22 protein-coding genes are annotated in these 23528 nt (G+C 32.6%); 9 read left to right on the top strand and 13 right to left on the bottom strand.

Annotated elements, in window-relative coordinates:
• Positions 1-64 precede the first annotated feature (64 nt).
• The 4 genes from Q1B37_RS05250 to Q1B37_RS05235 all read left to right on the top strand — a co-directional run bounded on the left by Q1B37_RS05250 (position 65) and on the right by Q1B37_RS05235 (position 6228).
• Entirely contained in the window at positions 65-1366 is a 1302-nt protein-coding gene (locus tag Q1B37_RS05250) for a hypothetical protein (RefSeq protein ID WP_299896270.1), read from the top strand.
• A gap of 90 nt (positions 1367-1456) precedes the next feature.
• Positions 1457-3958: a PIG-L family deacetylase gene (locus Q1B37_RS05245; protein WP_299896267.1), complete on the top strand. Its 2502-nt coding sequence runs from the start codon at positions 1457-1459 to the stop codon at positions 3956-3958.
• Positions 3959-3976: 18 nt separating this feature from the next.
• On the top strand, positions 3977-4351 hold the full coding sequence (locus Q1B37_RS05240) for a glyoxalase (RefSeq protein ID WP_299601825.1): 375 nt from the start codon (positions 3977-3979) through the stop codon (positions 4349-4351).
• Between the two features lie 185 nt (positions 4352-4536).
• Positions 4537-6228 carry a sodium:solute symporter gene (locus Q1B37_RS05235; RefSeq protein ID WP_299601828.1) on the top strand — a complete coding sequence of 564 codons (1692 nt, stop codon included), beginning with the start codon at positions 4537-4539 and terminating at the stop codon, positions 6226-6228.
• An 89-nt stretch (positions 6229-6317) separates the two neighbouring features.
• On the opposite strand, the gene Q1B37_RS05230 is transcribed toward Q1B37_RS05235, so the two are convergent.
• From Q1B37_RS05230 to Q1B37_RS05190, 9 genes are all read right to left on the bottom strand, one after another.
• A complete protein-coding gene (locus tag Q1B37_RS05230) occupies positions 6318-9302 on the bottom strand; it encodes a pitrilysin family protein (RefSeq protein ID WP_299896264.1) in 2985 nt (994 codons plus the stop codon).
• 177 nt (positions 9303-9479) lie between these two features.
• Positions 9480-10352, bottom strand: coding sequence for a succinate--CoA ligase subunit alpha (sucD, locus tag Q1B37_RS05225; protein ID WP_299601834.1), 873 nt, complete (start codon positions 10350-10352; stop codon positions 9480-9482).
• A 167-nt stretch (positions 10353-10519) separates the two neighbouring features.
• On the bottom strand, positions 10520-10927 hold the full coding sequence (locus Q1B37_RS05220) for a nuclear transport factor 2 family protein (protein ID WP_299601838.1): 408 nt from the start codon (positions 10925-10927) through the stop codon (positions 10520-10522).
• Positions 10920-11858, bottom strand: coding sequence for a UDP-3-O-(3-hydroxymyristoyl)glucosamine N-acyltransferase (locus Q1B37_RS05215; RefSeq protein ID WP_299896262.1), 939 nt, complete (start codon positions 11856-11858; stop codon positions 10920-10922). The genes Q1B37_RS05220 and Q1B37_RS05215 overlap by 8 nt, the downstream gene beginning before the upstream one ends.
• A 29-nt stretch (positions 11859-11887) precedes the next feature.
• The gene (gene efp / locus Q1B37_RS05210) at positions 11888-12454 is read right to left on the bottom strand and encodes an elongation factor P (RefSeq protein ID WP_299896259.1); all 567 of its coding nucleotides are present in this window, start codon (positions 12452-12454) and stop codon (positions 11888-11890) included.
• Between the two features lie 35 nt (positions 12455-12489).
• On the bottom strand, positions 12490-13272 hold the full coding sequence (gene lpxA, locus Q1B37_RS05205) for an acyl-ACP--UDP-N-acetylglucosamine O-acyltransferase (protein WP_299601847.1): 783 nt from the start codon (positions 13270-13272) through the stop codon (positions 12490-12492).
• A gap of 48 nt (positions 13273-13320) precedes the next feature.
• Entirely contained in the window at positions 13321-14724 is a 1404-nt protein-coding gene (locus Q1B37_RS05200; RefSeq protein ID WP_299896256.1) for a bifunctional UDP-3-O-[3-hydroxymyristoyl] N-acetylglucosamine deacetylase/3-hydroxyacyl-ACP dehydratase, read from the bottom strand.
• A complete protein-coding gene (gene lpxD, locus Q1B37_RS05195; protein WP_299601850.1) occupies positions 14717-15745 on the bottom strand; it encodes a UDP-3-O-(3-hydroxymyristoyl)glucosamine N-acyltransferase in 1029 nt (342 codons plus the stop codon). The genes Q1B37_RS05200 and lpxD overlap by 8 nt, the downstream gene beginning before the upstream one ends.
• A 25-nt stretch (positions 15746-15770) precedes the next feature.
• Positions 15771-17000 (bottom strand): HD domain-containing protein, encoded by a 1230-nt coding sequence (locus tag Q1B37_RS05190; RefSeq protein ID WP_299896253.1) that lies wholly within the window; start codon positions 16998-17000, stop codon positions 15771-15773.
• A 196-nt stretch (positions 17001-17196) separates the two neighbouring features.
• Here Q1B37_RS05190 and Q1B37_RS05185 point away from each other — a divergent pair, with 196 nt between their 5' ends.
• From Q1B37_RS05185 to Q1B37_RS05165, 5 genes are all read left to right on the top strand, one after another.
• Positions 17197-18747: a PglZ domain-containing protein gene (locus tag Q1B37_RS05185; protein ID WP_299601854.1), complete on the top strand. Its 1551-nt coding sequence runs from the start codon at positions 17197-17199 to the stop codon at positions 18745-18747.
• Between the two features lie 105 nt (positions 18748-18852).
• Positions 18853-19257 carry a tRNA (adenosine(37)-N6)-threonylcarbamoyltransferase complex ATPase subunit type 1 TsaE gene (gene tsaE / locus Q1B37_RS05180; RefSeq protein WP_299896250.1) on the top strand — a complete coding sequence of 135 codons (405 nt, stop codon included), beginning with the start codon at positions 18853-18855 and terminating at the stop codon, positions 19255-19257.
• A 375-nt stretch (positions 19258-19632) separates the two neighbouring features.
• Entirely contained in the window at positions 19633-20157 is a 525-nt protein-coding gene (locus Q1B37_RS05175; RefSeq protein WP_299896248.1) for a hypothetical protein, read from the top strand.
• Between the two features lie 153 nt (positions 20158-20310).
• The gene (locus tag Q1B37_RS05170; RefSeq protein ID WP_299601862.1) at positions 20311-21510 is read left to right on the top strand and encodes an alanine dehydrogenase; all 1200 of its coding nucleotides are present in this window, start codon (positions 20311-20313) and stop codon (positions 21508-21510) included.
• 114 nt (positions 21511-21624) lie between these two features.
• Positions 21625-21999 carry a hypothetical protein gene (locus Q1B37_RS05165; RefSeq protein ID WP_299896245.1) on the top strand — a complete coding sequence of 125 codons (375 nt, stop codon included), beginning with the start codon at positions 21625-21627 and terminating at the stop codon, positions 21997-21999.
• On the opposite strand, the gene Q1B37_RS05160 is transcribed toward Q1B37_RS05165, so the two are convergent.
• The 4 genes from Q1B37_RS05160 to Q1B37_RS05145 are packed head-to-tail and all read right to left on the bottom strand — an operon-like array spanning position 22000 to position 23482.
• A complete protein-coding gene (locus tag Q1B37_RS05160) occupies positions 22000-22320 on the bottom strand; it encodes an N-acetyltransferase (RefSeq protein ID WP_299896243.1) in 321 nt (106 codons plus the stop codon).
• The gene (locus tag Q1B37_RS05155; RefSeq protein ID WP_299896240.1) at positions 22310-22513 is read right to left on the bottom strand and encodes a hypothetical protein; all 204 of its coding nucleotides are present in this window, start codon (positions 22511-22513) and stop codon (positions 22310-22312) included. The genes Q1B37_RS05160 and Q1B37_RS05155 overlap by 11 nt, the downstream gene beginning before the upstream one ends.
• A gap of 2 nt (positions 22514-22515) precedes the next feature.
• Positions 22516-22806 (bottom strand): DUF1272 domain-containing protein, encoded by a 291-nt coding sequence (locus Q1B37_RS05150; RefSeq protein ID WP_299896237.1) that lies wholly within the window; start codon positions 22804-22806, stop codon positions 22516-22518.
• A gap of 10 nt (positions 22807-22816) precedes the next feature.
• Positions 22817-23482, bottom strand: coding sequence for a pyridoxamine 5'-phosphate oxidase family protein (locus tag Q1B37_RS05145; RefSeq protein ID WP_299896235.1), 666 nt, complete (start codon positions 23480-23482; stop codon positions 22817-22819).
• Between the last annotated feature and the right edge of the window lie 46 nt (positions 23483-23528).

Below are 23528 nucleotides of genomic sequence, written 5' to 3'. Positions count from 1 at the left end.
ATGTTATAAATACTTTCAAAACAATTGCATTTGGTTATTTTTGAATTTCATCAATCTGGTATTCATGCAAATTTATCTTTACCTCGCTTCTTACGTTTTATTAATTATTGGGATATCCATCTATTTAGCTAAATCTTCTACAGCAGAAGATTTCCTAATTGGGGGAAGAAATAGAAGTGGTTGGACTATATTATTCTCAAAATTTGCCGGAGCCATTGGTGTAAGCACATTAATAACCTACACTGGATATGCGTATAAATTTGGCTGGGGACTTTTTGCTATGTCCATTGGTTCCGTGATTGGTTATTTACTTTTTGCATTTTGGGCTGCTCCTAAAATCAAAAATCTATCTATACAAGGTACATTTTACACACAAGGTGATCTTCCTGCCTTTGTAACCGGTAACAAACATACTTCTTTAGTTACCAATATAATTACAGTAATTGTACAGTTCTTCTGGATTCTATTATCACTAGCTGGTGGAGCAAAAGTCATTGAATTTTTTGGGCTTTTCTCTTACGATACCTCTCTTATTATTACAGCTACAGTAGTATTAATTTATGTAATGTTTTCAGGTTTTAAAGCGGTAATGATTACGGATATTATTCAGGCTCTTATCATTATTTGTTTTTTAGGCCTATTAATTTTCAACATGCTGGAATTAAAAGAACTTCAAACAGTTCTAACAACTAAAACAAATGAAAATGTAGAGTTAGGAAGCATCATTGGTCTTGTTTTATATGGTGGATTATCAGTATTTGGATTAGCGGACAGATATCAGTTATGTTACGCTGCAAAAGATATACGATCTCTAAAAAAGGGGCTTAGTTTAGCTATCATACCTGTTTTATTAGTTGCATTTCTTTTATTAATAGTAGGACTTTATGTATACCAACAAAATAGTGGTTTGGATCCAGATACAGTTTTCATTTTTGCCATGCAAAACTTAGTTACTTCTACATGGATACCTCTATTAGTTGTTTTGTTTTTTGCTGGTTTAATGAGTACGGCGGATACTTCTGTTTTTGCGGTCTCATCGCATCTTATTCCTACATCTTCGGAAAAGGAAAAAGTAAAATCAATCCGTTATGCTACTATAATTACCGTAATTGCAGCTTTCATTTCTGCCCATTTCTGGAAAAGCATTGTAGATATTACAATTGTTGGTGCAGCCCTTAGAATGACACTTTCTATAGCTATGATATATGTAATCAGAAGTAAGAAAAATAGCGGACGTTTTATTGCCAGTGCTATTGGTGGAGTTGTAGGTTTACTTATTGGCTTAATTGCTTTTGGTCCCAAACCAACAATCGCTATCACTGTGCTTTTAGGATCCTTATTAGGACTAATTTACAGATCTAAATAGTGCTGTTAAAGTATCCTTAAACCTAAAAACTGAGAATTTTATCTTTATATATTTGACGAAATACTCAAAATAAGTATCAATTCAATTATTATGCGAAATTTACTTTTTGTAATAGCATTCAGTGTTATTTTTATTCATATTGCTGAAGCACAACAACCCCAAAAACCAAATTCTGTAGAAATTCATGAAGCTATTAAAAAGTTAAACTTTTTAGGATCTGTTTTATATGTCGCTGCACATCCCGATGATGAAAATACAAGATTAATTTCTTACATGGCTAATGAAGTTAAGGCAAGAACGGCCTATTTATCTTTAACACGAGGTGATGGTGGTCAAAATCTAATTGGTCCTGAAATTCGAGAATTATTAGGTGTCATACGAACACAAGAACTTTTAGCTGCAAGGAATACTGATGGTGGAGAACAGATCTTTACACGCGCTAATGATTTCGGTTTTTCGAAACATCCAGATGAAACATTAGCCATTTGGGATAAAAAAGAAGTATTAGATGATGTTGTTTGGGCTATTCGAAAATTTCAACCTGATGTAATAATCAATAGATTCAATCATAGAACACCTGGAACTACTCATGGCCACCATACTACTTCCGCTATGTTAAGCGTCGAAGCATTTGATTTAGTTGCGGATCCTAAAATATATCCAGAACAATTAGCATATGTACAACCATGGCAACCAAAAAGATTATTCTTTAATACGTCTTGGTGGTTTTATGGAAGTAGAAAAAACTTTGAAAAAGCAGATAAATCTAAATTTCTAGAGTTTGATACAGGAGTATATTATCAAAAATTAGGACTTTCTAATACAGAAATAGCTTCTCTAAGTAGAAGTCAGCATAAATCTCAAGGATTTGGAAGTACGGGAACCCGAGGAAAGCAAACTGAATATGTTGAATTAATAAAAGGAGATTTGCCAAAAGATAAGACTAATATTTTTGATGGCATTGACACTTCTTGGAATCGTGTTAAAGGAGGGAAAGCAATTGGTGACATATTATATGATGTAGAAAAAAACTTTGATTTCCAAAACCCTTCTGCATCTATTAATCAATTGGTAAAGGCATATCAACTAATTCAGCAATTAGAAAACCAACATTGGAAAGCTATTAAATCCAAAGAAATTAAGGAAATCATCGCTGCGTCTGCAGGTTTGTATATTGAAGCAACTGCTACAGATGCATATACCACAGAGAATAGTGAAGTTACCGTAAAAATTGAAGCAATCAACAGAAGTACTATTCCTATGAAATTACAATCAGTTGATATCAGTGCCATAGGCGCTTCAGAAAATTCAAACACTTCTTTAGATACTAATAACAGAATTAACTTAGAATTAAAAGGTAAAATCAGTTCAGGAGCTAACAATACAAGTCCATATTGGCTCACTTCCAAAGGTACATTAGGCATGTACAAGGTGGATAAGCAGGAGCTTATAGGAAATCCTGAAACAAACCGTCAAATAAAAGCTGTCTTTAAACTTAATATAGATGGAACAATAATTTCATATTCAAAAGACGTAGTATATAAAACCAATGATCCGGTAAAAGGAGAAGTATATAAACCTTTTGAAATCATACCTGCCATTTCAGCAACTATAGCTAACAAGGTTATGATTTATGCTAATGATATTGCAAAAGAAGTACCGGTAACAATTAAAGCTGGAGAACATAATCTTACTGGAACTATTTCCTTACAACATCCTAAGGGATGGAAAGTAAGCCCAGAAAGTATTGATTTTACACTTACGCAAAAAGGAGAAGAAAGAAAAGTTACCTTTACACTAACCCCTCCAACCAACCAAAACGAAGGGTATATAACTCCAAGAATAAAATTAAATAATGGGAAAGTATACACGGATGAAGTTATTACTATAGATTATGATCATATCCCATTCCAGACGGTTATTCTACCTTCAGAAACCAAGGTTGTAAGACTAGATATTAAGAAAAAAGGACAGAATATCGGATATATCGAAGGTGCGGGAGATGTAGTTCCTGAAAGTTTACAACAAATTGGCTATGATGTAACCACGATAGCTCCTGAATCCATTTCTACCAAAACATTAGCTCCTTTTGATGCTATTGTAATAGGAATAAGAGCGTATAACACCGTAGAAGAACTTAAATTTGGACAGAAGTATTTATTAGAATACGTAAAAAATGGAGGGAATCTAATTATACAATATAACACAAATAGAAGGTTAAAGGTTACGGACAATCTGGGACCTTATCCATTAAAATTATCCAGAGATAGAGTTACTGACGAAAATGCAGCGATAAAATTATTAGCAGAAGATCATGCTGTTCTTAACACACCTAATAAGATTACCAATAAAGATTTTGAAGGTTGGGTACAAGAAAGAGGATTATATTTTCCAAATGAGTGGTCTAAAGAATACACTCCAATTATTGCCGCTAACGACAAAGGAGAATCTTCAAAAAAAGGAGCTTTATTAGTAGCCAAATATGGGAAGGGGTATTATGTGTATACAGGTTTAAGCTTTTTTAGAGAATTCCCAGCAGGAGTATCAGGAGCATACAGGTTATTTGCAAATATGTTATCTTTAGGAAAATAAATTACCTAATTAGATCACATGAGTTTGGATGTAAAATCGATTAGAACCTTTATAGGTGCTAAAAATTATAAGGTTTCTAGAGAATTTTACTTGGATTGGGGTTTTAAAGAAATAAAAATACCCCAGAATATGTCTTATTTCTTTATGGATAATTTCGGGTTTTATTTACAAGACTATTACGTTAAAAGTTGGGTAAATAATTCCATGATATTTTTAGAAGTTAAAGAATTAGAATCATCACTTGATCATATCAAAAAACTTGATTTACAAAACAAATACAAAGGTGTTAAAATTACAGATATAACCTATAATGATTGGGGAAATGTATTTTTTCTTCATGATCCCTCTGGAGTTTTATGGCAAATTGGTGAATTTAATACAGAAATTTCGTAAACTAATATTATTATGAGTGATTCACCCAAAATAGTTTGGAAAAAACTTTATACCGTTGTATTAATTGCTAATATCATTTATTTAGCATTCTTTTATTGGATTACTACAACTTTTTCTTAATAATTCAGGAGATAAAATTTTCTAAAATTAACAGTCATTATTGACAAGATACAACTAACTAACATATGCAACTTATAGACTGGATCGTACTCATTGGAACCTTATTATTCATTGTTTTATACGGTGTTTGGAAAACAAGAGGTAGCAAAAATGTACAAGATTATATTCGTGGTGGTAATGAAGCTAAATGGTGGACCATTGGTTTATCGGTAATGGCTACCCAAGCATCAGCAATTACCTTTCTATCAACACCTGGACAAGCATTTCATAGTGGAATGGGCTTTGTTCAATTTTATTTTGGTTTGCCAATCGCGATGATTATCATCTGTATTGTATTTATTCCGTTGTACCATAAGCTAAAAGTCTATACAGCCTATGAATATTTAGAAAATCGTTTTGATCTTAAAACCAGAACAATCACTGCATTTTTCTTTTTAGTACAAAGAGGATTAGGAGCGGGAATTACCATATTTGCACCAGCTATTATCTTATCAGCAGTCTTAGGATGGGACTTAACAACACTCAACATTATTATAGGTATTTTGGTTATTGTCTATACTGTTTCAGGAGGTACAAAAGCTGTTAGCGTAACTCAAAAGCAGCAAATGGCAATTATATTCACAGGAATGTTTATTGCTTTTTTCTTAATTATTAGCTACTTACCGGAAGACATCACGTTTTCAAATGCATTAGACATTGCCGGAATTAGTGGTAAAATGGAGGTTTTAGACTTCTCATTTGACCTAAGCAATAGATATACAGTTTGGACAGGAATTATAGGTGGAACATTTTTAATGTTATCTTATTTCGGAACCGATCAAAGTCAAGTACAACGATATTTGTCAGGACGCTCGGTTCGTGAAAGCCAGCTAGGTTTATTATTTAATGGTATCCTAAAAATACCTATGCAGTTTTTTATCTTACTTGTTGGTGTCATGGTATTTGTATTCTATCAATTTAATGCTGCTCCATTAAATTTTAATCCAGCAGCTAGTCTTGCCGTTCAGAATACACCATATGCGGAGGAATACAATGAATTGGAGCAAAAATTATCCGAAATTCAGGAATATAAAAAATCATCTGTTCAGAATTATTTACAGTCAAAAAATGAAAAAGAGTCTTTGGATGCTAGGAATTTAATGATCGCATTAGAAGATTCCGATAAAAAAACGAGACAGCGAGCCAAGGAATTGATAAAAGAAGCAGATGCTACTGTAGAAACAAATGATAAAGATTATGTTTTTATCCATTTCATTCTTAATAATTTACCGAGAGGTTTGATTGGGCTTTTATTGGCGGTAATTTTATCAGCTGCAATGTCTTCTACAGCTTCAGAATTGAACGCTTTAGCCTCCACCACAGCTATTGATCTTTACAAACGAAATATTAAAGAAGAAAAAAGTGAACAACACTATGTTTCAGCTTCTAAAGTTTTCACCCTTATGTGGGGGATAATGGCGATTTTAGTCGCCTGTTTTGCAAATTTATTTGATAATCTAATTCAATTAGTAAATATTATTGGTTCTATATTTTATGGAAATGTATTAGGAATCTTTTTATTGGCCTTCTTTATAAAATTTGTAAAAAGTAATGCCGTTTTTATGGCTGCCATTATTACTCAAATAATTATTATATATGTATGGTGGCAAGATTGGCTACCTTTCCTTTGGTTAAATGCTCTTGGATGTGGAATAGTCATGTTCATGGCAATTGTTTTGGAACCTTTTATTCCCACTAGCGAAATTGAAGTAGAGTAAATTAATATCTCATCATAAAAAAATCCACGAATTAACTTCGTGGATTTTTCATATTAGATCTTTTAAGATTCTTAAAAAATTAGATCAAATTACATTTTAAGATCAGTATTATCCTTTTCATAGTTAAACAAATAGTCTATATCCATTTCTTTAACTTCTCCTAGCTTTTTCAAAGCACTCATATCCACATCTTTCTTATTTCCAATCACAAGAACATTATAATTTTCTCCTTTGATATTTTCATTAAAAAATGATTTCAGATCTTCTAAGGTCATGTTCTTAATTGTATTGTAAATTTCTTCTCTATTGTCATTATCAATACCTCGCTTCTTAAGTCCTTCATAAGTCCAAAAAATATTAGACTTGGTAATGCGTTGTGCAGCTATTTTCTTTAATGTTGCTTCTTTAGCTTGATTAAATTGTTCTTCAGCTTCTGGCATATCCGTCATTAGTTCCATCATTGCGTCTACAGCTTGAGGCAATTTATTAGCCTGAGTTCCTACATAAGCCATTACATAATCGGAAGTCCCTACTTCTCTACCCTGACTATAACTAGAAAAGGCAGAATATGCTAACGACTTAGACTCTCTTATTTCCTGGAATACAATAGAAGACAAACCACTCCCAAAATAAGTGTTAAATAATCTTGATGCTGCCATTTTCTTAGGGTCAAATTCAGCACCTTTCGCTAGTAATAACATTTCACTTTGTACCATATCATAATCAACAAAGTACACATTCCCTCCTGTTTCTTTTTCTAAATAAATAGTTTTTTCTGGATAATCTAATAAATCAGATTTTACAATATGATGTTTATCTAAAGAAGCTACAGCTGCATCTAAATCTTTACCATAGTAGAAAATACGTTGTCTGTAATTACGTAATTCTTTCACTTTATTTACTAATTCTTCTGGTTTCATATTTTGTAACTCTGAAGCTGTATAAATATTACGTAAACGAGATTCTTCTCCATATTTACCATAACTCATAAGTCCATTCCAAAATATATTTCCTTTTTGAGTTTTATTATCCTGACGACTCTTTAAAACTTTCTCAACATACTTATTGTAGGTTTCTTGATTAGGAACCGCATTATTCCATAAATCTTCTAACAAAGATAAACCAGCATCAAGATTTTCTTTAAGCCCTGCAATTCCAACATAAGTTTTATCATCTGCTGTGAATACATTATAATTAACACCGATCTTATAAAATTCTTGTTTAAGTTGTTCTGGAGTATATTTATCAGTCCCTAAATAATCTAAATATCCAGCAGCCAAAGACATTTTTGGATCATGGTCTTTCCCCATATCGAATATGATATTTAAACTAAAAATATCATTATTCGGATTTTCTATATGAGAAATAGATAATCCGTTTTTCGTTTTACTATCCTTTATTGCCGTCTTGTAGTCTACAAACTGCGGTGTTAATGCTGGTGTTTTTATCTTATTAAACTCCTTTAAGAAATCAGATTCTTTACCTCGATTCAATTCTACAGGAGTAATACCAGGATTTTCGACCTTTACAATATTTTTATCCTCACCTTTGATTTTATGAACTTCTACATAGTTATTACCATATAATTCGTTAGCAAATGCCACCACTTCTTCTTTCGTAATTTTTTTCATGCTATCTAACATTTCCAGACGATTTTTCCAATCCTGAAAACCGATAAAAGCATCTAGATAAGCATATGCCGTAGAAGAAGCATTTTCATATTCTCTAATTTTAGACAAACGTAAATCATTAACTACTGCGTCTATTAGCCAATCTTCAAATTCTCCTTTTTTGATTTTATCAATTTGTTGTAATAAAAGATCTCTTACTTCATCCAATGTTTGATCTTGTTTTGGTGTACCATACAAAAGATGGAATCCATAATCATTGTCAAAATTCGTAAATGAGGAAGCATTCTGTACCAATTGTTTTTGATTAAGGTTTAGGTCAATTAATCCTGCACTAGAATTTGCAAGCATATAGTCTATTAAAGTAACAATCACTTCTTGCTCTGTTCCTTTTCCTTTTGTTCTAAAAGCAACATATATAGATTCTGCAGTTGGACCATACACCTCTTTTTTCACAGGCGCAGTAAGTGGTGCTAATTCTTCAAAAGTTGGATGAGTTACATCTTTCTTTTTATAAGATCCGAAAGATTCATTCACTTTTTTAATTGTTGCATCAAAATCAATATCTCCAACCAATATTACTGCCATATTATTAGGTACATAATATTTATCAAAATAAGCATGAATTGCTTCCATTGAAGGGTTTTTAAGATGTTCGGATATTCCTATAGTAGATTGAGTTCCGTACGGGTGTGTAGGGTACAATCCTTCCAAAACAGCAAAATATTGTTTTCTTCCATCGCTATCCTGTCCTCTATTGAATTCTTCATAAACCGCTTCTAACTCTGTATGAAATAAACGTAATACTAGTTTACTAAAACGTTCACTTTCTACTGTTAACCATTTATCAAGTTCATTTGATGGTATTTTATTAACGTATACCGTTTGTTCATTAGAAGTAAAAGCATTTGTCCCTTCTGCTCCCAATGAACTAACCATCTTGTCATATTCATTTGCTATCGATACTTTAGATGCTTCTAGAGAAACTTCATCTATTTTTTTATAGATTTCTTTCTTCTTTGTTGGATCTTTTTCTGCTTTATGTGCTTCATACAAATCAGAAATTTGTTTCAAAAACACACTTTCTTTTTCAAAATCCTGAGTACCAATCTTATCTGTACCTTTAAATACCATATGCTCTAGATAATGAGCCAATCCCGTATTGTCAGCTGGATCATAAGTAGATCCCGCACGAACTGCGATAAGAGTTTGAATTTTTGGTTCTTCCGGATTTTTGCCTAAATAAACTTTTAGACCATTATCCAACGTGTAAAGTCTAAGACCAGTTGGGTCATTGGAAACTGTTTCATAAGAAAAGCCCGAAGCATCTGTATGTTTTTCTACTTTGAGCTCTTTTTCAGATTTTGTTTTTTGATCAGATGAGTCCTTACAATTACTTAGTACTAACACCAAACATAAGAGTAAGAGTGATTTTAATGATTTCATTTAGATAATTTAAGTTAATTATATCTTTAATATTCTATTGAACGCAAAATGTTAATGTATGTTACAGTTTTTAAGATTACTTTAACAAAACGGCGTATAAAAAAAAGCACTAGATAAAATCTAATGCTTTTCTATAATAAACCTTAATAAAATAAACTAAGGATGATATCTATATGACTAGCCTAAAACTTCAGCTACTTTCTTTCCTATCTCAGCAGGAGAATCTACAACGTGTATTCCACATTCTCTCATAATTGCTTTTTTAGCAGCAGCAGTATCTTCACTTCCACCAACTATAGCTCCAGCATGTCCCATTGTACGACCTGCTGGCGCAGTCTCACCTGCAATAAATCCAACAACCGGTTTTGTAGTACCACTCTCTTTTATCCATCTTGCAGCATCAGCTTCTAATTGTCCTCCGATTTCTCCAATCATTACAACACAACTTGTTTCAGGATCATTGATCAATAATTCTACAGCTTCTTTTGTTGTTGTTCCTATAATTGGATCTCCACCAATTCCGATAGCTGTTGTAATTCCTAATCCTTCCTTCACCACCTGATCAGCAGCTTCATAAGTTAAAGTTCCTGATTTAGAAACAATACCAACATTTCCTTTCTTAAAAACAAATCCTGGCATGATACCAACTTTTGCTTCTCCTGGAGTGATTACTCCTGGACAGTTGGGTCCAATAAGCCTGCATCCTTTGTCTTTGATATAATTAGAAGCAGTAATCATGTCTGCTACTGGAATTCCTTCCGTTATAGTGATAATAACTTTTATTCCTGCATCAGCAGCTTCCATTATTGCATCAGCTGCAAATGCTGGCGGAACAAAAATAATAGTAGTATCTGCTCCAACTTCTTTAACTGCTTCTTCTACAGTATTAAAAACTGGTTTATCTAGATGAGTTTGCCCTCCTTTTCCTGGAGTAACACCACCAACTACATTTGTACCATATTCAATCATTTGACCTGCATGAAAAGTACCTTCACTACCTGTAAAACCTTGAACTATTATTTTAGAATCCTTATTTACTAGAACACTCATTGCGTTATTATTTTTTTATTTTTTAGCAGTTTCAAAAGTACGGTTTTGGATACGATAGTTAAAATGAAAAGTCAAAAAAATATTTTTTTTACACTTTTTAATTTTATCTAAATATTCATTGTACTTTTTTTCAAAAACGAACTATCATTTCTTAGAAATGAATAAAACTAACTTGTTAAAAACGATTTTAAATTTTCTTGAGAAGTATCTCCTTGTTGACTTATCTGATAACCTCGATATAATTTATCATCTTTTAGCTCCCAAATAGCAATAAAATGAGCAATGACTTCTTCTGTATCCGGTTGTTCGATGGTTTTAGCCAAATAAGTATATCTAATTGTAACCATTCCATTTTCTTCCAAAAGATGACTTATTTCACATTTGAAAGTTTCAAAGGAACTCGACATTTCTTTAAACATTGTTTTAATGTCTTCGTACCCTTTTTTATTGTACCCAAAACTACTATTCCAATTTAACTCTACTTCCGGATGTAAATATTCAGAAAAGGCTTCAATATTATGTATTAAATCCGTTTGGTAAAAGGATTTAACCACCTCTTTTGCTGTTTTACTCATTACTCTTCAATTTTTCTATTAATTCAGGAATTTGCCTGATCGCAGCAATCTCTTTATATTTTTTTCTAAAGTTATCTGCAGGTGTTCCAAAATAACTTTTATTACCTTCTAAGGATTTACTAATTCCAGATTGGGCAGAAACAATTGCTTTTGTTCCTATAGTAATTCCACTAGTAACACCAACCTGTCCCCATAAGGTAACTTCATCTTCAATAACCACACATCCTGCAATACCTACCTGTGAAGCGATTAAGCATTTTTTACCAATGACTGTATCATGCCCAATATGTACCTGATTATCAATCTTAGTTCCTTTTTTTATAGTAGTATCTCCTGTAACTCCTCTATCAATAGTACATAAGGAACCAAGATCCACATCATCTTCTATGACTACTCGACCTCCAGAAACTAACTTATCAAATCCTTCTGGTCGGTTTTTATAATAAAAAGCATCAGCTCCTAATACAGTACCTGAATGGATAGTTACATTATTACCGATAATTGTTCCATCATACACGCTTACATTAGCATGAATTAAACAATTATCACCAATTTCTACATTATTTCCAATAAAAGCTCCTGGCTGTATAACTGAATTCTTTCCTATTGTAGATGTAGAAGAAATCAAAGCTGTTGCCTTTTCAAAAGGTTTAAAGTAATTTGTTAATATATTAAAGTCTCTGAAAGGGTCATCCGATATCAACAAAGCTTTTCCTTCAGGGCAGTCTACCTTTTTATTTATCAATACAACAGTCGCTGCACTTTCTAAGGCTTTATCATAATACTTAGGATGATCAACGAAAACAATATCTCCCGGAGTTACTACATGAATTTCATTCATGCCTTCAACGGGAAAATCTGGACTACCCACAAACTCTGAAGAGATAATAGTAGCTATTTGCTGTAGTGTATGCGTTTGAGGAAACTTCATTTTAAAACAAAATTCAAAAAACGTAAGAATTACTCCTTAATACGTTCTTTATAAGTACCTTTTTCTGTCTCAATTTTGATTTTATCTCCTTCGTTTATAAAAAGAGGCACCATAACTTCTGCTCCTGTCTCTACGGTAGCAGGTTTTGTAGCATTAGTTGCTGTATTTCCTTTTACACCAGGTTCTGTAGCGGTAACTTCAAGAATAACGCTTGCTGGCATCTCTACAGAAAGAGGCATTTGATCCTCAGAATTAATGATTACCGTAACAATCTCTCCTTCTTTTAATAATTCTGGAGCATCCAACGTAGATTTTTCTAATGTTATCTGATTATAATCTTCTGTATTCATGAAGTGAAAGGTATCACCCTCTGCATATAAATACTGAAATTTATGGGTCTCTACACGTACATCATCTATTTTATGACCCGCAGAAAATGTATTATCAATTACCTTTCCTGTTGTCACACTTTTCAGTTTTGTACGCACAAAAGCAGGTCCTTTTCCTGGTTTTACATGTAAAAACTCTATAATTTTATATATATCATGATTGTATTTAATACACAATCCATTTCTAATATCACTAGTACTTGCCATCGCTTTTCTTTGTTACTTGTTATCTTATTTTTATTCTAATTAGAGAAATATCCTTTCATGATACCTCTTTGAGAGTTTTTAATAAACTCTAAAACTTCATCTCTCTCTGGTGTAGCTTCCATTTCTGCTTCAATTATCGCTACTGCCTGAGTGTTATTATAATTACTTTGGTACAAGATTCTATAGATAGACTGTATTTCTCTTATTTTTTCTGTAGAAAAACCTCTTCTTCGAAGGCCAATTGAATTAATTCCCACATATGAAAGCGGTTCACGAGCGGCTTTTACATAAGGTGGTACATCTTTTCTTACCAAAGAACCACCTGTTACAAAGGCATGATTTCCTATACTACAGAACTGCTGAACAGCAGCCATTCCTGCTAAAACCACATGATCTCCAACGTTAATATGACCTGCTAATGTACTATTGTTAGAAAAAATACAATTGTCACCAACAATACAATCATGAGCTATATGACAATACGCCATAATCCAACAGTTTTTCCCAATCTTAGTTTTCATTCTATCTGTTGTACCTCTGTTGATAGTAACACACTCTCTAATCGTTGTGTTATCACCTATTTCAGTAGTCGTATCTTCATCATTAAACTTTTTATCTTGAGGCACGGCTGATATTACAGCTCCAGGAAATATATTACAATTTTTTCCTATTCGAGCACCTTCCATAATAGTAACATTAGAACCAATCCAGGTTCCTTCTCCTATAACTACATTATTATGAATCGTTGTAAAAGGTTCAATAACTACATTTTTTGCAATTTTTGCACCCGGATGAACGTAAGCTAAAGGCTGATTCATGAATTTCGTTTTATATGTTAGTATATAACTTTAAAATATACTAAATAATTATTTTGATTTAACTATTTGTGCCATAAGTTCTGCTTCTGTAACCAATTTTCCATTAGCGTAAGCAAAACCTTGCATATGACAAATACCTCTTCTTATAGGAGTAAGTAATTCTAATTTAAATATTAAGGTATCTCCTGGAAGTACTTGTTGCTTGAATTTAACTTTATCAATTTTCATGAAATAAGTTAAATAATTTTCAGGATCTGGAACGGTACTTAATGCTAAAATCCCTCCGGTTTGAGCCATCGCTTCAACTTGCATAACACCTGGCATTACTGGTGCACCAGGAAAATGCCCTACAAAAAAAGGCTCGTTCATAGTAACATTTTTCATTCCTACAACATGTCTATCAGACATCTCCAAAATCCTGTCAATTAATAAAAATGGCGGTCTATGAGGAAGCATAGACATAATTTTATTAATATCCATTAAAGGTTCCTTGTTGAGATCAAACTGAGGAACTTTATTTCTTTTTTCGATCTTAATAATCTTTGCTAGTTTCTTAGCAAACTGCGTATTTACATAATGCCCTGGTTTGTTCGCTATGATTTTTCCTTTAATGCGAGTACCAATAAGTGCTAAATCTCCTATGACATCTAATAATTTGTGTCTAGCCGCTTCATTTGGATAATGCAATGTAAGGTTATCCAAAATTCCATTAGGTTTTATAGCTATGGATTCTTTACCAAAAGCAACTTTAAGCTTTTCCATAGTATCTGGACTTAATTCCTTATCCACATATACGATGGCATTATTTAAATCTCCTCCTTTAATTAGACCATGCTCTAACAGCATTTCTAATTCGTGTAAAAAACTAAAGGTTCTAGCATCGGCAATTTCTTCTTTAAAATCTGAAATATGTTTTAAGGAAGCATTTTGAGTTCCTAAAACCTTTGTTCCGAAATCAACCATTGTGGTCACTTGGTATTCATCCGAAGGCATTACGATAATTTCGCTACCAGACTCTTCATCGGTATAAGAGATAACGTCTTTTACAATATATTCATCTCTTTCTACCTCCTGCTCTACAATACCAGCCTCTTCTAAAGCTTTTATAAAAAACTTACTAGACCCATCCATTATGGGTGGTTCCGAAGCATTTAATTCTATTAAAAGGTTATCTATTTCTAACCCAACACAAGCAGCAAGCACATGCTCTGAAGTTTGAATACTTACACCATTTTTCTCAAGATTTGTTCCTCTCTGAGTATTCACAACATAATTTGCATCTGCCTCAATGATTGGACTACCTTCTAAATCAACCCGACAAAAAGCATATCCGTGGTTTTCAGGAGCTGGTTTAAAGGTTAGTGTTACTTCTTTTCCCGTGTGAAGCCCTACTCCTTTTAGCTCCACTTCTTTTTGAATAGTTCTTTGTTTATTTACAACGGAATCACTCATTGTCATCTATCTTTTTCTCAAGTTTGTATATTCTATCAACAATTTTGGGCAAATTTTTAAAGTGTACATAAGATTTATTATAATCTGAGTACCCTAAGGCTGGAGATCCTTGTATCGCTTCTCCATCTTTTATATTTCTTCCTATTCCGGATTGTGCTTGAATTCTTACCTTATTTCCTATAACAAGGTGTCCAGCAATACCCACTTGTCCACCAATTAAACAGTGTTTACCAATTTTGGTAGATCCGGCAATACCAGTTTGAGCAGCAATTGCTGTATGCTCTCCTATTTCTACATTATGAGCAATCTGGATTTGATTATCAAGCTTTACTCCTTTTCTAATTATAGTTGATCCTAAGGTTGCACGATCTATAGTAGTTCCTGCTCCTACATCCACGTTGGATTCTATAATTACATTCCCAGTTTGCGGTACCTTACTATATTCTCCTTTCTCATTTGGTGTAAATCCAAAACCATCAGCTCCTACAATAGCACCGCTATGAATAACACATTCATCTCCAATAACAGATTCGGAGTATATTTTTGCTCCAGCAAAAACAATAACGTTATTACCAATAGTAACATTATCTCCTATATATACATTAGGATAAATTTTGGCATTCTCTCCAATGGTTACATTATCTCCTAAATAAGAGAATGCTCCTAAATACATATTTTCTCCGTACTTCGCGCTTTCAGAAATAAAACTAGGTTGTTCTATACCTGTCTTATTCATTTTTACCATATTATAGTAATCTAGTAACTGCGAAAACGCTTTATAAGCATCATCTACTCTTATTAAAGTGGTTTTTATATCTGATTCTGCTTCGAACGTTTTATCCACGATAGTAATGGATGCATCGGTAGAATATATATACGGAGTATATTTGGGATTAGATAAGAATGTTAGCGAACCTTTAGTTCCTTCTTCTATCTTTGCTAGCTTCGATACTTCTACGGTTTCATCTCCTTCGATTTCACCATTTAGAATACCTGCAATTTGTGTGGCTGTAAAAATCATTAGCAACAAAAGTATAAAAAATGTCTTAATCTATGTACTTTGGATAACAGATAAAATATTTAGTTACCGGTTTTGACAAAGCCTTTAAATTAAATTGATCTGTAGCACTCACAATATCAACTATTTTGCTCGATTTATATAGGATATTAATATTCTGTTTATTTTGATGATATGCCTGATTTGCAATCATTCCGGTAAACACAAAATAACGTGCTTCTTCTTCAGAAATATTAGATTTAACTTTAAAATCCTCTATGCGCTTCTCTATTTTTTCTTCGTTAAATTTCTTCTTCTTAATCTTGATTCTTAGCAAATCTCTTTCGATAATCATTTTACATAAATTGCGTAAAACAAAATCCTGAGATGTTGCCCATTCTTTCATAGCAGACACCACATCATAATCGTCTAGTTTGGAAAATGTTTCTAAGACTTCATCTGTAAAATTATCAGAATCAATTTTGTTCTCCAGAAAGAACAGTAATGGTTTGCTAGCATGCAGTTTTTCGCCACGCTCTACTAGCTCCTTTGCTCTTTTTAACACTCTAATTAATAAGCTTTCTGCTACCAAACTAGTTTTATGCAGATATACCTGCCAATACATTAATCTACGTGCTAATAAAAACTTCTCTACAGAATATATTCCTTTTTCTTCTACTACCAATTCGTCTTTTACCACATTGAGCATGGTAATCAAACGTTCACTATTAATATTTCCTTCTGCGACACCTGTATAAAAACTATCTCTCTTTAGATAGTCCAGGCGATCCATATCTAATTGTCCAGAAATTAGCTGATGAAGAAAGTTTCGATGATATTCTCCTTTAAAAATTTGAATAGCAAGCGTTAAACTCCCGTTAAATTCAGCATTAATTTTTTCCATAAACATTAAAGAAATGGATTCATGGTTTACTTCATTTACTATACTATGTTCCATGGCATGAGAAAAAGGACCATGACCAATATCATGAAGTAAAATAGCTATGTACAAAGCATCTTCTTCTTCAGAAGATATCTGAACTCCCTTGAAACGAAGTACTCGCACTGCATTTTGCATTAAATGCATACATCCTAATGCATGATGAAATCGTGTATGATGAGCACCTGGATATACTAAATAAGATAATCCCATTTGCGATATTCTTCGTAATCGCTGAAAGTAACGATGCTCAATAAGATCAAAAATTAGTTCATTAGGTATGGTAATAAAACCGTAAATTGGATCGTTTAATATTTTAAGCTTATTTCTTTTTTTCAAGTTTACTATACTTTTGTTAACAAATATATATTTCTACCATTAGAATTACGAATTATCAATTAACATATTATATTTAAAACGTGAAATTGTAATTCTTGAAAAAAGAAAGAGTCAATTATATATACGAAACATATCTAAATAATAGTGGTCAATTAGGGTTAACTATTATTCATAAACATATAAAAATTAACATCGCATGAGCAACATAAAGATACTTTGGGTAGATGATGAAATTGATCTATTAAAACCACACATATTATTCTTGGAAAAGAAAAACTATGAGGTTACCAAATGTCAAAGTGGTACAGAAGCCATAGAAACATTAGAAAACCAAAACTTTGACATCGTATTTTTGGACGAAAACATGCCTGGACTTTCTGGAATAGATACTTTAGCAGAGATTAAAGAAAAAAATGATAGTCTTCCCGTAGTAATGATTACAAAAAGTGAAGAGGAATATATCATGGAAGAAGCTATCGGAAGTAAAATTGCTGACTATCTTATTAAGCCTGTAAATCCTAACCAGATTTTATTGAGTTTAAAAAAGAACTTAGATCACTCTAGATTAGTATCCGAAAAGACTACCTCTAACTATCAACAAGAGTTTAGAAAGATTGCTATGGATATGGCTATGGTAAACTCTTATTCCGAATGGGTAGAATTGTATCAAAAATTGTTGTACTGGGAGATTCAATTAGAAGATATAGAAGATACTGGAATGTTTGAGATTTTGGAGTCTCAAAAAGTAGAAGCTAATTCCCAGTTCTGTAAATTTATAGACAAAAACTACCCTGATTGGTTTAATGGTAATGAAGAAGCGCCAATCATGTCGCATACTTTATTTAAAGAAAAAGTAGTTCCTGAACTTAGCAAAGAGCAACCTACATTATTCATTGTAATAGATAATTTAAGGTATGATCAATGGAAAGCTTTTGAACCTATTGTAAATAATTATTACAAGAAAGAAGAAGAATTATCGTATTGCAGTATTTTACCAACTGCCACACAATATGCAAGAAATGCTATCTTTTCTGGGTTAATGCCAGCTGATATGAAAAAGAGACATCCTGATCTATGGTTAGATGATGTAGATGAAGGCGGTAAGAACATGAATGAAAATGAATTCTTAACGGCGCAATTGCAACGATTAGGATTAGATATTAAACACGAATATTATAAAATTACAAACGAGAGATCTGGTAAAACTCTAGCCGCTAATTTTAAAGGACTCAAGGATAATGACCTAACTGTGGTTGTATACAACTTTGTAGATATGCTATCACACAGTAAAACAGAAATGGAAGTTATTAAAGAATTAGCTTCTAATGACAAGTCATATCGCTCTCTTACCCAAAGTTGGTTTAAGAACTCGCCTTTATTAGAGATGATACAACAAGCTCAGCAAATGGGCTTCAAACTATTGATCACTACTGATCATGGGACTATTAACGTTAAAAACCCTTCTAAAGTAATAGGAGACAAAAACACTAGTTTAAATTTAAGATATAAGACTGGTAAAAGTCTTACCTATGAGGATAAAGAAGTATTAGCTGCAACAAATCCAAAAACAATTCATTTACCTTCTATCAATATGAGTAGTTCTTTCATATTTGCCAAAGGTGATTATTTCTTTGCGTACCCAAATAATTACAATCATTATGTAAGCTATTACAGAAACACCTATCAACACGGAGGTGTATCCTTAGAAGAAATGATTATTCCTTTTGCGGTATTAAAACCAAGATAGCATATAGACTTTATCATATAACTTATACAGAGTATGCGATATGAAAAATATCATATTGCATACTCTTATTTTATGTAGTATGTTGCACTAACAAAAAATAGTACTGTGAAGATTACCTATACCTTAGAAGAGCTCTCAAAAACAGCTGAAGAAATTATTAACAATGCTTCCCACAAAACATTATTGTTTGATGCAGAAATGGGCGTTGGTAAAACAACACTTATTAAAGAAATATGCAAACAATTAGGTGTTGTTGATACGATCTCCAGCCCTACCTATTCTTTAGTGAACGAATATCAGGGTAAAAACGACACCATTTATCATTTCGATTTTTATAGGATCAAACAAGAAGAAGAAGCCTACGACATCGGTTTTGAAGAATATCTTGATTCTGATGCATGGCTATTTATAGAATGGCCAGAAAAAATTGCCAATTTATTGCCTAATGATAGTGTTAAAGTTAAAATTGAGCTCCAAGACGATGGTAAAAGAGTACTATTATTGGGGTAAAAAATGTTAAAAAAACCATTTTAATAAAATTTAACAGACTAACGCTTTTTCTTACACTAATAAAAAACTATTTTTATTGTTGTTTTTTACAAGTATTTAATCGGCAAAAATATGTTTTTCGACAGTTTCTACGTAAGAAGTATACTTTTTCTCAGTACTAAAAACGCTTGCTTACGGCTTGCAAAACTACAATTTTTTTGATTCGATTGACTGTTGGATTTTCTTATATGTTTGGGGCCATAACTAATTAAATCCCTATTATAATGAAAATCACGACAACACTTTTTTTCAGTTTTTTCTTTAGCTTATCTATCTACATGTTCTCCGATGTAGAAAACCAAACCCAACCAACATCCGATACCTCAATCACACAAAATGACAGAAACAAAAAAGGAAACCCAATTCCAGCATTTACCCAAAAGAAAAAAATCAAAATACCTGGCTCTAACTAACATTGTAATTATTTTAATAGCTACAATACCATTTTTATTTTATATCAATGATATTTTCCCAGATGGTGCCATCTGGGAAAATTCTATTTTTACTTACCAAAGCAAATACTATGAAAGTATAAATGTATTTGTGTGGGTTTTACTAGGAAAACTGATCCCTTTATCACTTTTCATTATTTGGTTTTTTACCTGCAAGCACTGGTGGTATTTAGTTATTTTAATCCCTATTTCCTTATACTCTTTTCAATTAGCATTCATCATTTTAGAAGATTCAGAATATATTGACAGTGAACATTTTTACTATTTAATACCTGTAGTAATAATAGTTTTAAGCATTGTATATAGCATTCGAACCAAAGTTTTTGATAAAATTCATAACATCGATTTATCAGAATTGGATGCCCTAAAAAAGTCTAATAAAAAATCCTGGTGGAATAGATTACGCTAAAACTAGTATTCAATTATTTGCGAGTCTACTAATTAATCCTAATAGAGATCAAGTATTATATAACTTACGAATGTTTTTATTACAAATACGGTAATACTAAATTTGGATGCTATTCATTTTTATTCGTAATTTGAGATACAGAATGACACACAAATGAGTAAACCAACCTCGCCTTTTACCAAAGAACAACTATTGCCGCAGGAAGAAATGATTGAAGTGGCAAAGAAAAAAGGAAAACTATTCATAGGCATCCCAAAAGAAACCAGTTATCAAGAAAAGCGTGTATGTCTTACGCCTGATGCTGTAGCAGCGTTAACTGCACATGGCCATAGAGTATTATTAGAATCTAACGCAGGTATTGGTGCAAGTTTTACAGATAGAGAATATAGTGAAGCTGGTGCCGAAATTACCAAAGATACTACCAAGGTTTTTGGTTGTCCGATAATCCTAAAAGTAGAACCACCTTCGTTAGAAGAACTAGAGCACATTAATCCACAAACGGTTTTAATCTCTGCCTTACAGTTAAAAACGCAATCCAAAGTCTATTTTCAGGAATTGGCAAAGAAAAGAATCACGGCACTTGGTTTTGAGTTTATAAGAGATGCAGATGGTGCATATCCAGCGGTAAGAGCTCTTAGCGAAATAGCAGGAACCGCAGCGGTACTCATCGCCTCAGAATTAATGAGCAGTGCTACACAAGGTTCTGGACTTATGATGGGTAATATTAGTGGCGTGCCACCAGTCGAAGTTGTGATTGTTGGTGCTGGTACAGTTGGTGAATTCGCAGCACGATCTGCTATTGGACTTGGCGCTAATGTAAAAATATTTGACAATTCTATTACTAAATTACGTTGCATACAAACCAATATGGGAAGACCTTTGTATACCTCAACCATACAACCCAAAAACCTATTAAAAGCATTACGTCGATGTGATGTTGTGATTGGAGCGGTACGAGGCAAAAACAGATCCCCAATTATTGTTTCTGAAACGATGGTAGAACGCATGAAAAAAGGAGCTGTAGTGATCGATGTGAGTATTGATATGGGTGGTTGTTTCGAAACTAGCGAAGTTACCTCTCATGATCATCCTACTTTCGAGAAACATGGTGTGGTGCATTATTGTGTACCTAACATTCCTTCTCGTTATGCTAAGACTTCTTCCCTATCCATTAGTAATATTTTCACACCGTATTTACTTCAAATTGGAGATGAAGGCGGTATTGAAAACGCAGTGCGTTTTGATAGAGGATTAAAAAGTGGATTATATTTCTATCATGGCATTTTAACCAGTAAATCCATAGCAGATTGGTTCGATCTTTCTTACAGAGATATTAATTTATTGATTTTCTAAGAACATAAAATATTGGATCTGCTTTTACTATATGAATTTGCAGATTCTTTGAGATACAAAGCCTATCTAAATCGATAAACTTTGTGTACTTTTGGGCTTTGATTTTTACAGTACATGAAACTAGCACATCGACTTGGATTTTATTTTTTTGGATTTATTATAGGATTGTTTTTATTGTTCTTTTTTCTAGGTGGCAAAAATGCATCTTGTGATTATTCTCCCAATGCTCGAGTACTCAAAAATATAAGAATTAAAGAACGACTATTTTCGGAAGAGGTATTGACAGCTATGCGTAATAACAGTATTGATACTGCTGATATTTCTTCTATTCTTACCTCAGGAAATGTAGATTTCGGAAAGAGCAATACCCAACTAGATTCTTGTAAAACTTATTTTATAGAAGGTGTTGCCAAGGAAAAATTAGTCAGTCTATTGATTGCTAATTGTGATTCTATTGCTAAGATAAATTCTTTGGAAATCAATAAATAATTATAAATCCCTACCCATTATCCAAAACTCAAAGTTTTCTTTGCCAATACTAAAAGGGTGTTCCCCAACAATTTTGTAGTTATCTCTTTTATAAAAAGCTACAGCCTTTGTATTCTCTTTTAGAACCGACAACCATATATAATCACTGCTTTCTTTAGCCTTTTTTAGAATTAATTGTTGCAATTGTCCTCCAATGCCTTTTGATAGATAGTCTTGTAATAGGTAAAGCTTTTGTAGTTTACATGAATTATTAGACACTATAAATTCAGATCGAGCATTCAATTGAATTTTTGCATATCCAACAGGCTTTTCATCGTACAATACAATCCAGTATATTATGAGGTTTACCTATACTAGTTTTTAGTTTTGCCAAGGAAAATGTTCTTTCTAAATAGTCTAAAAGATCCTGTTTATCATTAAAAAGATAACCAAATGATTGATCAAAGGTCTTTTTTCCTAAAAAAGAAATATCCTCTACATCTGTTATAGTAGCTATTCTTATTGTTATACTCATTATTATCGTTTTCTAGCCTCAATACCTTTAAACCGAATCAATAACTTCTCAAATAAATTTATATCTATTGGCTTATAAACAACTTCAGTACTCACTGGGTATTTTTCCAATAAGTGTGACGGTCTTGTAGGTCTTTTAGTAAAACCTCCTCCACAATTAGGACATACATTAAGGAAGATAGTATCTACGCAATCCTTACAGAATGTGCATTCGAAAGTACAAATCATAGCTTGGTTGCTTTCATTAGGTAATGATTTATTACAATTCTCGCAAGAAGGTCTTATTTCTAACATAATTACAAAATTAGGACAACTTATTTTTAGTTACATAATTAGATACTGATTCAGGAATCGATACTCCTACTTTCAGATCTTTTTCTGATATTGGAGCTAGGGCAACTTGCTTGATCGGAATTACACCAGCCCAGATTGGTAATTCATGATCTTCTTTCTCATCCACAACTCCTTCTGCCCTTACTTTGGCAGATGCCATATCTATTTTTATAGCCATGACCAATGTAGCATTAATTTCTTTAGCATTGGGTTGTCGAATATTATTCCAGTGTCCAGGAACCATATGATCAAGAATACACTTTAGGGCCTTCATTTTTTCTTCGGAATCTTCTACCTTTCTTACATTTCCAAAAATAGTAGCAGACCTATAATTAGCAGAGTGATGAAATGCAGATCTTGCCATTACTAAACCATCTAAATGTGTTACCGAAATACTCGCCTTACCTACTTCCAATAAATTAGTCATCATCCTATTTTTTAAGGATCCATGAATATAGATGATATCTCCATCTCTTCCATAAGCAGTAGGTATTACAATAGCGCTATCACTCCAAACGTAGCCTATATGACATAAGAAGGTATCATCTAAAATTTGATGAATCTCTTTGACATTATACCTTGCTCTTTTGGATCCTCTGACTACTTTATTAAGTTTTGTTACTTGATATTCTGACATTTCTTGTTCATTTTTTGATTTGATTCAAAATTATTAGTTTTATGGA

Origin of the sequence: uncultured Aquimarina sp. (assembly GCF_947492965.1) — a bacterium.
In the GTDB taxonomy this organism is placed as follows: Bacteria; Bacteroidota; Bacteroidia; order Flavobacteriales; family Flavobacteriaceae; genus Aquimarina.
This window is presented reverse-complemented; position numbering and strand designations above follow the sequence as displayed.

Bases quoted from the DNA above. Each gene is read 5' to 3' on its own strand.
- Q1B37_RS05250 (WP_299896270.1), top strand. From the start codon at position 65: ATGCAAATTTATCTTTACCTCGCTTCTTACGTTTTATTAATTATTGGG.
- Q1B37_RS05240 (WP_299601825.1), top strand. From the start codon at position 3,977: ATGAGTTTGGATGTAAAATCGATTAGAACCTTTATAGGTGCTAAAAAT.
- Q1B37_RS05145 (WP_299896235.1), bottom strand. From the start codon at position 23,482: ATGTCAGAATATCAAGTAACAAAACTTAATAAAGTAGTCAGAGGATCC.
- Q1B37_RS05215 (WP_299896262.1), bottom strand. From the start codon at position 11,858: ATGAAGTTTCCTCAAACGCATACACTACAGCAAATAGCTACTATTATC.
- lpxD (WP_299601850.1), bottom strand. From the start codon at position 15,745: ATGATTTTTACAGCCACACAAATTGCAGGTATTCTAAATGGTGAAATC.
- Q1B37_RS05165 (WP_299896245.1), top strand. From the start codon at position 21,625: ATGAAACTAGCACATCGACTTGGATTTTATTTTTTTGGATTTATTATA.
- Q1B37_RS05220 (WP_299601838.1), bottom strand. From the start codon at position 10,927: ATGAGTAAAACAGCAAAAGAGGTGGTTAAATCCTTTTACCAAACGGAT.
- Q1B37_RS05200 (WP_299896256.1), bottom strand. From the start codon at position 14,724: ATGAGTGATTCCGTTGTAAATAAACAAAGAACTATTCAAAAAGAAGTG.
- Q1B37_RS05230 (WP_299896264.1), bottom strand. From the start codon at position 9,302: ATGAAATCATTAAAATCACTCTTACTCTTATGTTTGGTGTTAGTACTA.
- Q1B37_RS05245 (WP_299896267.1), top strand. From the start codon at position 1,457: ATGCGAAATTTACTTTTTGTAATAGCATTCAGTGTTATTTTTATTCAT.
- lpxA (WP_299601847.1), bottom strand. From the start codon at position 13,272: ATGAATCAGCCTTTAGCTTACGTTCATCCGGGTGCAAAAATTGCAAAA.
- efp (WP_299896259.1), bottom strand. From the start codon at position 12,454: ATGGCAAGTACTAGTGATATTAGAAATGGATTGTGTATTAAATACAAT.
- Q1B37_RS05235 (WP_299601828.1), top strand. From the start codon at position 4,537: ATGCAACTTATAGACTGGATCGTACTCATTGGAACCTTATTATTCATT.
- Q1B37_RS05185 (WP_299601854.1), top strand. From the start codon at position 17,197: ATGAGCAACATAAAGATACTTTGGGTAGATGATGAAATTGATCTATTA.
- Q1B37_RS05170 (WP_299601862.1), top strand. From the start codon at position 20,311: ATGAGTAAACCAACCTCGCCTTTTACCAAAGAACAACTATTGCCGCAG.
- sucD (WP_299601834.1), bottom strand. From the start codon at position 10,352: ATGAGTGTTCTAGTAAATAAGGATTCTAAAATAATAGTTCAAGGTTTT.
- Q1B37_RS05155 (WP_299896240.1), bottom strand. From the start codon at position 22,513: ATGAGTATAACAATAAGAATAGCTACTATAACAGATGTAGAGGATATT.
- Q1B37_RS05150 (WP_299896237.1), bottom strand. From the start codon at position 22,806: ATGTTAGAAATAAGACCTTCTTGCGAGAATTGTAATAAATCATTACCT.
- Q1B37_RS05175 (WP_299896248.1), top strand. From the start codon at position 19,633: ATGACAGAAACAAAAAAGGAAACCCAATTCCAGCATTTACCCAAAAGA.